We start from the raw sequence: 11,230 nt of genomic DNA, 5'->3' as shown, positions 1-11,230 counted from the left end.
AAGCAGCTTCTACAAGCGCACTTGCTAACGCAGAAGGTGCAATGGTAGATACAGCCGCAAACGCAACTGAAGCTCTTGAGCTTGCTATGACTGCTGTTACTGCTGCGTCTGATTTTGCTGCTGCTGTTGATGCACTTGAAATTGCTATTGAGCAAGCACTAGTTGCTGCTAATGCTTACCTAGACCTTGAAGGCGAAGGCGCACAAGCAATGATTGATGCGCTTACAGCTATGCAAACAGCTGCTGTAGCTCAAGGTGAACTAGCTAGCGAGCAATTTGTAACAGCTTATAACCTACAACTTGTTGCTGAAGCGGCGGTTGCTAAACTTGAAGTACTAACTTCTGTTAAAGCTACATCAGAGTCATTATCGACTATGACTGTGCTTACTAACACTGGTGGTCAAGCGGTTATCGATGCAGCAGACGTTCTTGCCGACGTAATTGATGAATTAGCTGAAATGGGTAATAACTCAGGTACAGGTACTTCAACTCGTAATGCTGATTGGGATTATGCTTATAATTTAGATGATCTTACGCTAATGCTTAGCAATGCGACTACAGGTGAGATGATCAGCGCAGCTGCATCTTATCAAGACAATCAGCTTGTTGTTGCTTGGGGTGCTACGCTAGTAGGTGAAAATGACGCTTCAGTTAAGCTTGTAACTGCTGATACACAAACACAAGCACTTACAGATTGTGTTGAATTTGCCGCTGGTACAATTGATTCAACTCAAATTGATTCATGTTTAGTATTTACTTTTGATGGCGCAGTGACGGCTGAAAATGTAGATGATGCAGAAATCATAATGACTGAGATGTCGAACCATGTTGAAATTGTTGATGGCGATTCAGGCTTTGATGGCATGTTAAGCATTACAGCTGATGATGCAACAGATTCAGGTTCTATTACATTAGAAGGTGTTTCTGGTGATGTAGACTTTAAAGTAATGGCTACATTTATTGATAGTGATATGGAAGAGACAAGTGCTCTAGATATTACTGTAAATAATGCAATGGGTTATACATTGTCTATTACTGGTAATGAAAGTGCAGGTTACACTGGTGACGTTATGGCTATGTACAATGAGATGATGATGTCTTTTGGTACTGCAACTAAAACAACAAACGGTCTTTCAATTACTTACATTGATGGTGACGTAGTTGATTACACTGATGTTGATTTAATTGATTCATCTAAGTAATATTTAAACTATAAAAGGGGAAAGCAGTGCTTTTCCCTTTTTTTATAGAAAGCGATTAAATTATGAAAAAAAAAATTCTCTTGTTAGGATTTTCAACAGCTTTTATTTCTCCTCTTGCTTCCGCAGATAACCAATTTCAAATATTTACTCATTTTGACGCAGAAATTTATACTGAAGCACAACCAGTACAAGCTTTTGTAGATGATTTTGATGCTCCATTAAAATCGGGTGACAGTGCATTTACCTATAATATATTTGAAGTAGGTGTTGGCTACGGTAATTTTAAGGTAGGTTTACAAAGTCGTTACGACTATGTTCTTAACTTTGATCCTGATACAGCTAAATATACTCATACCGAAAAGAATGACTTAGAGTTTGAAGATAGATTTTATACCTATTACCTCGATGCTAAACAAGCAACGTCTAACGGTGTATTTGTATCTTATGATTTTAAATTTTTAGATAAAAATGCATTAACAATAACACCTAAACTTTCTGTTTTTGCCAGTTCACACTATCAAGATGCCACTGTAAATGGTGAAATTTATAGTGATGAAGTTGAAGGCGCTGTAACTGTTGATTACAACTTTTCAAAAGATATTTTATTTAAAGAATTTACACCTTCACAAAAGCCAGAAGGGCTAGGCTATAGCCTAGATATTTTTGCTGATTGGCAAGTAAACGATGAGCTTCAGGTTGGTTTTAGCGTAAAAGATTTGCTCTATAAAACTCAGTACGAAGACAGCGGCTCTGTAAAAGGGCAAACTACTGAAATTCCATTTAGCGAAGATGACAACGGCGATATTATTACTCAGCCAACAGTTTCATTAAAAACATCTGCATTTGGAAATACGGTATCTCATGATTTCGAAATGGAAATGCGACTACAAGCATTTGCCGATTACAGAATAAACGACCGATTTTCGACTCAGTTAACTTTAAAACGTTACGACAAAGACACGTTCAGCCAATTAAAAGGCCGTATACACTTTTGGGATCATTGGAAAGTACAGGCAGGCTACGAGACAAAAAGTGAAGCATTTTTAGTTGGTATAGAAAACGAATATTTTGGTCTTAATTTACAAACTGATAGCTTAGATTTAGATAAAGCCTATTATGCGAATGTGAATTGGTACGTGAACATTAAGTTTTAAGGAATGAAGATGTTAAAACAAATTATACCTTTAGGGGTAGCTATTGCATTAGTAGGTTGTGGTTCTTCATCAGACAGTGACAGTGACAGTTCAGAATCTGTTGCAGTGAGTGAAATTGCTACATCTTCTTCTGTGAGTTTTTATGTATCTAATTGGCAATCACCACAGGGCACGCTTAATGTTTTAGATAGCGATGGGGTGGTGCAAGAATCAATTGAAGTCGAAAACATTAATACTGTGAGTGTAAGTGTAACTCCACTTACTTTTAATAGTTTTGAGTTTATACCGAGTGATATGGCTCTACCTTGTCCGCGCTTTACAGGTTGTGGCAGAACAGTCCGTGGTGATGTAAATGACTTAAACGCAAACCGTTTAATAGACTACCAAGAATTGACAGCCGTTACTCTTAATTACAAAGCAGATGCATTTAGTGCACCGGGTGTAAATACAATTTATTTATCGCCATTGAGTAAAGCAATTACAGATGAAGGCTTTAGTGCTACGCAAGCTAGTTTATCAGCCACACCTTTTTATCATTTAACGCACAGCAATTTAAATGCAAGTGTTGAAGCGGAAATGGTTACTAATGCATTTACTTACGCAGCAATTTTAGCTGGTGTTGCTGATAGTACGTTTAGTGTTGAAAGTGCTTTTAATGCATTTACTAACTCAGAGACTGACCAACAGGCATGGGAAGATTATAGCGATTTAGCAGCGCAGTATGTTACAGATAACTTATTTAGCGACCAAGGTAATGGATTACTACCAAACGTTGCAGGTCAAGTTAAGCAAACGATCGCAAGTGTAACTACATTTACAAATTGGCAGGCTCGCTCAACAGAAGTTCAAAGCTTAGATTCAAGAGAGTTACTTGTTGATACACGAAATATTATAGGTGCTGCAAGACTTCAAGAAAAAAGCTATTCAGATGAATTAGACGTAAAATTTGCTGAGCTTGAGGATGCGTTTGATGAAGACACACAAAGAACCCTTGATGCACTTACTAATGCTTTAAACGAAGTTATCACAAATTATTCACCACTAGCTGATGGCTCTACACCATCGGGACAGTATAAACTTCGTGACTTAGATATTGATTACAGCCAATCACCTTATACTTGGGCTATAACTGGCACATATGATGAGTTACCTATAACAATTGATTTATCAATTCCCACATTTAGAGTAAGTGGTGTATTAGGTAATAAAATTGAAGGTATAATGAGTGCTACTGTTACAAATGGTGCTACGGTATTAAGTGTTGATGTAAGTGAGTTGCTGATTGAGTTTGATGGCATAGATGCTCAAAGTGAATTAAACCCAGAAGCAGAGACAGGTATTACACAGGTAACTACGAATGTAATTATCAATAAAGCCGCTGGTAAACTTGAAGGCGATTTATCACTAAACTTAAATCGTTTTGTTAATTCATTAGGTGAAGAGTCTACAACGTTATCTACTTTTGATTTTAATGGTGATTACGTGAGCGACATTCAAAACACTGCATTTCATATCACAGCAGTAGAGGCTTCGCCTTTTATTGGTGAAGATAATGACGATTTAGCATTTACTTTTGAATTAGATTTTCCTTTAAGTGGTGCAAGCGATTTTAAGTTTGCTTACGTGGGCGATGTTGAAAACTTATCAGAACTTACCTCTACAGATATATTTGTTAGCATAAAAAATCGTGCGTTAGATTTACGTATTCGTGATGTTAGTGGCAACATTAATCTAATAGCGAAAGGCGAAAATGGACGTTGGTTAGATGTAAAGCAAAAGGGTCGTAATTACAGTGGCGGTTTATATTTTGGTGATACTAAACTAGCTGATGTTACTGCAGTACGTGGTATTCCTGGTGTTTTATTTCCAAATGGTGAGTTTGAATCATTATTTTAACTACTTGATTAAATATTTTAAAGCCTAGCATTCGCTTAAGGCCGAACAGTTAAGAAGCGTTTTAACGATTAGTTAAGTGGCTTTAGAAATATTCAAAATCCGATATTAGTTTTCTAGTATCGGATTTTTTATTGCTTGTTATATTAGTTAAATGCGCCTGAATCAAGGTAGCTACCAATTCCGAGTGTAAACATCCAAAGCCCCCATAAGCTATGCTCAATAACACACACGACGGTTGAGCGGCTTTGTGCATAGGTATAAGCAAACAGTAGTCCGCCTAAAAATGCCAAACCTACTGCAATCCAATTTGCATACACACTATGCGCCAACGCAAATACACTCGCACTAACTATAATACGGACTGCTTTTTTGGGCATGATGCGCTTATAACGATGAAAAAAATACGTTCTGAATATTAACTCTTGAGGAATAACCGACAGTATTGGGTAGAGCAACAACAGTAAAAGCCAATCATTAAATGAATTGCGAGGAAGGGTAAACCAGTTTCCTTGATGAATAATCCCGTAAAACATACCAGAGAACAGCGCACCTAAAAAAAAGAAGCTAAAAACACGTTTTTTAACAGCAGAAAACTGCCCAAGGCTTGTGAGTCTAAACCGTTTAAAGTGGGGATCGCTCAGTAGCAACATACAACACACACTCATAAGTATAATAAGCGCAGGAATAAGCCAGTTAGCTAAATGCTCGCGTAATCCAAAACCCAACAAGGGTAGTAACACAAAAATGAGGGTAAATTCAAACCAGCGATATTGATTGGCGTTCAAAGTCGTCTCAACTTGTTTTTTTAATAAACTATCAAGCTAAGACGACATTTTTATGACGATATTAGTTATCTATAAATTACTTTACTGGTTCTTCTTCATTAGGGAGGTATTTGTACAAGGCAATAATAGTGGCAAAAATACTCACAAAGGTAATGCCCATTAAACCAAATACTTTGAAGTTGACCCAAAAGTCGAGCGAAAAATTATACGCAATATAAATGTTCAACGCTGCGATGCCAGCAGTAATTACAACCCACATCAGGTTAAGCTTATCCCATAACGGTTCTGGGACTACAATGGCTTGTTCTGTATCATTAGCATTTTCGAGTATTGAGCTAAGCGCTTTTTTAACGAGATTTTTTTTAAGTACATAACGGCTAACAAGTAACGTTAAACTTAAACCTGCGTATATTAGCGTTGCTTTCCATTTTATGTATTGCTCATCATGAAGTACTAGCGTTAACGTACCAAACACAGCAGCAATGCCGAAAAATATCCACTGACGAGTTGGCACAGAGCCATGTTTAAAGTAGCTATAAGCAACTTGAATAAGCGTAGTGGCCATTAATAAACCGGTAGCCCAATAAATATCGACTAGCTTAAAAACTGCAAAAAACAGTATGAGTGGGATGTATTCAATTAATGCGTGCATAGTCTACCTAAATTATACGAAAAAGAGTCAAAGGCTTTTTACCACATAAAGCTTAGCAACTACAAGGTTGACTTGTTGCCCTGTAACCCTTAGCCTGCGTGGCTTTATTGCCAATTTGGTTTGGTACTTTTTATATCATCATATTCCCACGCTTAACCAACACTGATTTGGCGTGTATTTAGGAGCCTAAAATGAATAAAGCAGAACTCGTTGCTGCCATCGCACACAAAAGTGAATTAACAAAAAAAGATTCTCAAGCGGCACTTTCAAGCTTGCAAAAAGTAATTACTAAGTCGCTTTCTGAGGGCGATCAAGTTCAAATTAATGGCTTTGGTACGTTTGCACTTAGTTATTACCCAGCGCGTACTGGGCGTAACCCACAAACAGGGGCTGCAATTGAAATAGAAGGCGCAAATAAAGCGGTTTTTAAACCTGCTAAGGCGTTAAAAGATCTGCTTTAAATAGCATTACTTAGCTTGGTCGTTGACTGAGCTTTGCGTGGAGTTATTAAACATAAAATTATGGGCTTTGCCCATCACGCCAACAAGTTGTGCGTCTACAAAATAAACATAATGCCGAGCGTTAGTTGTAGGCGTTGAGCTTGCTCACGCGAGAAGCGAAGCTTCTGTATTTAAATCACCAAGTAGCAAAGCTATGTCTGATCTATGTAGTTTTTTCATCCCTTCTAAATGATTTACATGGCATTATAAATCCTACTTAAATTAACTCCTTTATTTTCAATTGCTTGTTATCGGCACGCATCGTGCTTTTTTGATTGTGTATTTTAAATATACCTTTAAGAAAATAAGGAGATCTCAATGAGTACATTACAAACAAGCACACGTTTACAAGGCAAAAAAATCGCAATTTTAGCCACTGATGGATTTGAGCAAAGTGAGCTTTTATCTCCACGCAGCGCATTACTTGATGCTGGTGCAAACATCGAAATAGTATCAATTAAAGAAGGCCAAATTACTGGCTGGGATGAAGACAAGTGGGGCGATAAAGTAACAGTAGATAAACTAGTTACAAACGCGGATCCTGCTGATTACGACGCGCTTATGCTTCCTGGTGGTTTATTTAATCCAGACAGTTTACGCCAAGATAAAGATGCTAAAGCATTTATTGATGGATTTTTTGGTGCAGAAAAAAACAAACCCGTTGCTGCTATTTGCCACGCACCGTGGTTGTTAGCTGAAATTAATAAATTGCGCGACCGTACCATTACTTCTTTTCCTAGTATTAAAAGCGATTTAATTAATGCAGGTGCTAATTGGGTTGACCAAGAAGTATGTGTAGACCAAGGTTTGGTAACAAGCCGAAGCCCAGCTGATTTAGAAGCATTTAATGCTAAGTTTATTGAAGAGATTTTAGAGGGTAAACACCAAGCTCACTAATTTGCTTTTCAAAAACAAAAAAGGGCATTTAAATGCCCTTTTTTAATGCCTAAATTTACACTTTTTATAATGCGGTTGCCGCTTTCATTTCACTAACAAATGCTTTTAACTGCGTTGTCATTGCGTCTAAATCGTTAAGGTTAGCTTCAATAATTTTAACTACAGCAGAGCCTGAAATAGCACCTGCTGCGCCTGCATTAAGTGCCGCTTTTACATCATCTGGCGTTGAAATACCAAATCCTAAAAGAGCAGGAGCTGCATGGTATTCTTTTAATTTAGTAACAATATTACCCGCTGGCATTTGTGCTTTTGTATCGGTACCGGTAACACCTGCGCGCGATAGTAAATACGTATAACCACGACCGTAAGAGGCGCATTGGCGAAGTGTGTCGTCATCCGCATTAGGTGTTGCTATAAAAATTGGGTCTACACCGTTATCCATTGCCGATTTTCTAAATATTTTAGATTCATGCAGAGGCACGTCAGCCACTAAAATAGAGTCTACACCTACCGCTTTTGCATCTTTATAAAATGCTTCTATGCCGCGCTTAAAAACTAGGTTTGAGTAAAGCAATAATCCAATTGGAATATCGGCGTTATACTCGCGTATCTCTTTAATAACATCAAAGCAATCTTGCGTGTTAATGTGCACATCAAGTGCGCGAATATTAGCTTTTTGAATTACAGGACCATCCGCAATCGGATCAGAAAACGGAATACCAAGCTCAAGTGCATCAGCGCCGCCGTCAATTAGGCTTTTAATAATCGCAACACTTTGCTCTTTACCTGGGTCGCCAATTGTTACAAATGGTACAAACGCACCTTGTTTTTTCTCGTTAAGCGCTGCAAACATTTTGCCGTAACGATCCGTTTTTACTTGGCTCATAGCTGACCTCTTTCAGATAGTACATTGTGAACGTGTGCTAAATCTTTATCGCCACGACCACTTAAATTAATAACTAAAACGCTTTCCTCGGTTTGCTCTTCTGCATACTTAAGTGCATAAGCAAGCGCATGGCTTGATTCAAGCGCCGGAATGATCCCTTCGTTTTTAGCAAGTGATTGAAACGCATCAAGCGCTTCTGTATCTGTGATACCCACGTATTGCGCTCGACCGGTTTCGTGTAAAAATGCGTGCTGAGGACCAACCGCAGGGTAATCAAGACCCGCTGATACAGAGTAAGACTCTTCAATTTGGCCATCGTCGTTTTGCATAATGTACGTGTAAGTACCGTGTAATATACCTTTAGTGCCTTTACAAATTGTTGCACCGTGCTCATTTGTATCAAGCCCTTTCCCAGCAGGCTCAACACCAATTAATTTAACGCCTGGCTCGTCAATAAAGTCGGTGAACATACCAATTGCGTTTGAACCACCACCAACACAGGCAATTACAGCGTCAGGTAAACGACCTTCGGCTTTAAGTACTTGTTGTTTAGCTTCTTCACCAATAACTTTTTGATACTCACGTACAATTGTTGGGAATGGGTGAGGACCCGCAGCTGTGCCTAGTAGGTAGTGCGCGTCTTGATAATTAGCTGACCAGTCACGCAGGGCTTCATTTACTGCATCTTTTAATGTGCCAGAACCCGCTGTTACCGGAATAACCTCTGCGCCCATTAACTTCATTCTAAATACGTTTGGTTGCTGACGTTCAACGTCTTTTGCGCCCATATAAATTCGACATTTTAAACCCAGTAATGCACATGCAAGCGCGGTTGCAACGCCGTGTTGGCCTGCGCCTGTTTCAGCAATTACTTGTTTTTTACCCATGCGCTTAGTAAGTAACGCTTGGCCAAGTACTTGGTTGGTTTTATGTGCGCCGCCGTGTAATAAGTCTTCACGCTTTAGATACAGTTTTACTTTTGGGTTTTTAACTAAATTGCGCGTTAAAGTAAGTGGGGTAGGACGACCCGCATACTCGTTTAATAATTTACTTAGCTCAGCCTGAAACTCAGGATCTTTTTGTGCTTTGTTAAATTCGTTTTCTAACTGCTTAAGCGCAGGGACAAGTAACTCGGGTACAAACATACCGCCAAACTCGCCAAAATAAGCTGGATTTTGCATTTTAACCTCAATAATTTCTGATGCTTGTAAAAGCATTATGTAATTTGTTAGGGCACTTTTTACCCGCAGATTCTTCAACGCCTGAGTTTAAATCAAGGCCTAAGGCACCTTTAAAAAGCGCATCTTTAATATTGTCTGGATTTAAGCCTCCAGCGAGCATAAACGGTGTGGTTGCATCATGAAGCACCGACCAATCAAATGCTTTACCTGTACCGCCAGCTTGTGTGTCGCTGTGTGTATCGTAAAGGTGTCGGTCAACGCCATTTATAGGCGTTGGCAATGCATCTTTTATTGCCTGCGCTTTCCAAATCTCGCAGCCGGTAGGTAACTGTGTACGCAACTGAGCGATGTAATCGTCACTTTCTTGACCATGTAATTGAACTGCCGCCAATTTTAGCACACTTGCGTATTGAGCAACTTGATCAATTGGGGCATCTACAAACACACCCACAAAATTAAGCGGGGCACTTTGGCTAAGCTCTTTTGCGCAATCTAAATCAACATAGCGTGGCGATTTAGGATGAAAAATTAAACCACCGTAAATAGCACCGTTTTGATATGCCGCTTGTGCATCTTTGGTACGTGTTAAACCACATACTTTATTGTTACCTAAAATAACACGGCGACATGCTTGCTCTAAATCACGCTCGCCCATAAGTGAGCTGCCAATTAAAAAACCATCGCATAATGGAGCTAAACGTTTTACGTCTTGATGGGTGTAAATACCCGATTCCGAAATAACCACTTTATCAGCCGGAATAAGTTTGCGTAGCTTTTCGGTAGTGGCTAAATCGGTGCTTAAATCGCGTAAATCACGGTTATTAATACCAATAATTTGTGCATCAAGCGCAAGTGCACGGTGTACTTCTTCCTCATTACTTACTTCGGTGAGTACCGACATATTCAGAGAATCGGCAACTGCGTGCAGTGCTTTATAGCTTTCGTCATCGAGTACTGAAAGCATCAGTAATATAGCGTCACCGCCATAAATACGCGCCATATATACTTGGTACTCATCTATAAAAAAGTCTTTACAGATAAGCGGTTGTTCTACTTGGCTGCGCACAAATTCGAGGTAATCAAAACTGCCTTGAAAATATTTAGCATCAGTTAACACGCTCATGCAGGTAGCATATTTTTTATAAACCGATGTGATTTCGGTTAAATCAAATGGCTCTCTAATTAGCCCTTTTGAAGGCGATGCTTTTTTACATTCTAAAATAAACTGTGTGCCTGGGGCGGCTAATGCTTTATAAAAGCTACGGCTTGTAGGCACTGCAAGATGCTTAAAGCTTTCAAGCGGGCGTGCGGCTTTACGCTCAATTAGTTCTAATTTTTTATCAGCAACAATTTTGTCTAATACATTAGCCATTACTTACCTCAATAATTGCATTTAGTGTGTTCATGGCTTGCCCTGAACTTAATAATGTTTGTACTTGCTTTGCCCCTTCTTTTAACGTTTCTGCTTTACCTGTTAGGTATAAAAGGGCAGCTACGTTAACCACAATGGCAGCATTATGTGCATCTGTGCCTTTGCCTTGTAAGATGGCAAGGCTAGCATTTGCGTTGTATTGTGGGCCTTCACCAGCGAGTTGTTCAAGTGAATAGTTTGCAAGGTCAAAGTCGCTTGGGTTTAGTGTGTACTGTGTAAGCTCGCCATTATTCAGCTCAACTACCGTTGTTGGACCGTGTAGAGCTATTTCGTCAGTGCCCGAGCCGTGAACAATCATAGCGCGCTTTGTGCCAAGGGTTTTAAGTGTTTGTGCCATTGGCATACATAACGCTTCGTTGTACACACCTAACAATTGCACATCAGGTGCTGCTGGGTTAGCAAGCGGGCCTAAAATATTAAAAATAGTGCGTGTTTTAAGCGCTGTACGCACCCCCATCGCATGGCGAACGCCACTGTGATAGTGCGGTGCAAACAAAAAGGTAAAATTGGTTTGCTCAAGGCATTTTGCTGCCTGCTCTGGGCTCATATCTATATTAATGCCCAGTGCTTTTAGTAAGTCGGCAGAGCCTGAATTACTCGATACACTGCGATTACCATGTTTTACCATGTTAATGCCGGCAGCAG

At 39.3% G+C, this 11,230-nt stretch carries 10 protein-coding genes and 1 pseudogene; 5 read left to right on the top strand and 6 right to left on the bottom strand.

The genetic code is table 11. The features are described 5' to 3' along the window. The 3 genes and pseudogenes from L652_RS0100615 to L652_RS0100605 form a co-directional block, all read left to right on the top strand. Window positions 1-1,202 (top strand): annotated as a pseudogene (locus L652_RS0100615) (hypothetical protein); the annotation flags it as partial. A gap of 62 nt (window positions 1,203-1,264) precedes the next feature. Continuing rightward, window positions 1,265-2,356 (top strand): hypothetical protein, encoded by a 1,092-nt coding sequence (locus L652_RS0100610; protein ID WP_024595011.1) that lies wholly within the window; start codon window positions 1,265-1,267, stop codon window positions 2,354-2,356. Window positions 2,357-2,365: 9 nt separating this feature from the next. Beyond that, window positions 2,366-4,252 (top strand): hypothetical protein, encoded by a 1,887-nt coding sequence (locus tag L652_RS0100605; protein ID WP_024595010.1) that lies wholly within the window; start codon window positions 2,366-2,368, stop codon window positions 4,250-4,252. A gap of 143 nt (window positions 4,253-4,395) precedes the next feature. Here the strand turns inward: L652_RS0100605 and L652_RS0100600 are convergent, their stop codons facing one another. After that, a complete protein-coding gene (locus tag L652_RS0100600) occupies window positions 4,396-5,037 on the bottom strand; it encodes a CPBP family intramembrane glutamic endopeptidase (protein ID WP_024595009.1) in 642 nt (213 codons plus the stop codon). 76 nt (window positions 5,038-5,113) lie between these two features. Beyond that, window positions 5,114-5,689, bottom strand: coding sequence for an inner membrane-spanning protein YciB (locus L652_RS0100595; protein ID WP_024595008.1), 576 nt, complete (start codon window positions 5,687-5,689; stop codon window positions 5,114-5,116). 191 nt (window positions 5,690-5,880) lie between these two features. Between L652_RS0100595 and L652_RS0100590 the strand changes: the two genes are divergently transcribed. Beyond that, the gene (locus L652_RS0100590; protein WP_007375441.1) at window positions 5,881-6,150 is read left to right on the top strand and encodes an HU family DNA-binding protein; all 270 of its coding nucleotides are present in this window, start codon (window positions 5,881-5,883) and stop codon (window positions 6,148-6,150) included. 357 nt (window positions 6,151-6,507) lie between these two features. Then, window positions 6,508-7,086, top strand: coding sequence for a type 1 glutamine amidotransferase domain-containing protein (locus L652_RS0100585; RefSeq protein ID WP_024595007.1), 579 nt, complete (start codon window positions 6,508-6,510; stop codon window positions 7,084-7,086). Between the two features lie 64 nt (window positions 7,087-7,150). Here the strand turns inward: L652_RS0100585 and trpA are convergent, their stop codons facing one another. The 4 genes from trpA to trpD form a co-directional block, all read right to left on the bottom strand. Next, window positions 7,151-7,972 (bottom strand): tryptophan synthase subunit alpha, encoded by an 822-nt coding sequence (trpA, locus tag L652_RS0100580; RefSeq protein WP_024595006.1) that lies wholly within the window; start codon window positions 7,970-7,972, stop codon window positions 7,151-7,153. After that, on the bottom strand, window positions 7,969-9,153 hold the full coding sequence (gene trpB / locus L652_RS0100575; RefSeq protein WP_002961582.1) for a tryptophan synthase subunit beta: 1,185 nt from the start codon (window positions 9,151-9,153) through the stop codon (window positions 7,969-7,971). Before trpB ends, trpA begins: the two co-directional genes overlap by 4 nt. A gap of 7 nt (window positions 9,154-9,160) precedes the next feature. Beyond that, window positions 9,161-10,525 (bottom strand): bifunctional indole-3-glycerol-phosphate synthase TrpC/phosphoribosylanthranilate isomerase TrpF, encoded by a 1,365-nt coding sequence (gene trpCF, locus L652_RS0100570; protein WP_024595005.1) that lies wholly within the window; start codon window positions 10,523-10,525, stop codon window positions 9,161-9,163. Further along, the coding region (trpD, locus tag L652_RS0100565; RefSeq protein WP_024603178.1) for an anthranilate phosphoribosyltransferase at window positions 10,518-11,230 on the bottom strand (713 nt) is incomplete at its 5' end. The genes trpD and trpCF, both read right to left, overlap by 8 nt.

The organism is Pseudoalteromonas sp. TB25 (assembly GCF_000497995.1).
Lineage (GTDB): Bacteria > Pseudomonadota > Gammaproteobacteria > Enterobacterales > Alteromonadaceae > Pseudoalteromonas > Pseudoalteromonas distincta.
Note: the sequence above shows the minus strand (reverse complement) of the source record. Positions and strands in the feature narration are given on the sequence as shown.

What these genes read in the sequence shown, in the direction of transcription:
- L652_RS0100610 (WP_024595011.1), top strand. Translation starts at nt 1,265, where the DNA reads ATGAAAAAAAAAATTCTCTTGTTAGGATTTTCAACAGCTTTTATTTCT.
- L652_RS0100590 (WP_007375441.1), top strand. Translation starts at nt 5,881, where the DNA reads ATGAATAAAGCAGAACTCGTTGCTGCCATCGCACACAAAAGTGAATTA.
- L652_RS0100585 (WP_024595007.1), top strand. Translation starts at nt 6,508, where the DNA reads ATGAGTACATTACAAACAAGCACACGTTTACAAGGCAAAAAAATCGCA.
- trpB (WP_002961582.1), bottom strand. Translation starts at nt 9,153, where the DNA reads ATGCAAAATCCAGCTTATTTTGGCGAGTTTGGCGGTATGTTTGTACCC.
- L652_RS0100605 (WP_024595010.1), top strand. Translation starts at nt 2,366, where the DNA reads ATGTTAAAACAAATTATACCTTTAGGGGTAGCTATTGCATTAGTAGGT.
- trpCF (WP_024595005.1), bottom strand. Translation starts at nt 10,525, where the DNA reads ATGGCTAATGTATTAGACAAAATTGTTGCTGATAAAAAATTAGAACTA.
- trpA (WP_024595006.1), bottom strand. Translation starts at nt 7,972, where the DNA reads ATGAGCCAAGTAAAAACGGATCGTTACGGCAAAATGTTTGCAGCGCTT.
- L652_RS0100595 (WP_024595008.1), bottom strand. Translation starts at nt 5,689, where the DNA reads ATGCACGCATTAATTGAATACATCCCACTCATACTGTTTTTTGCAGTT.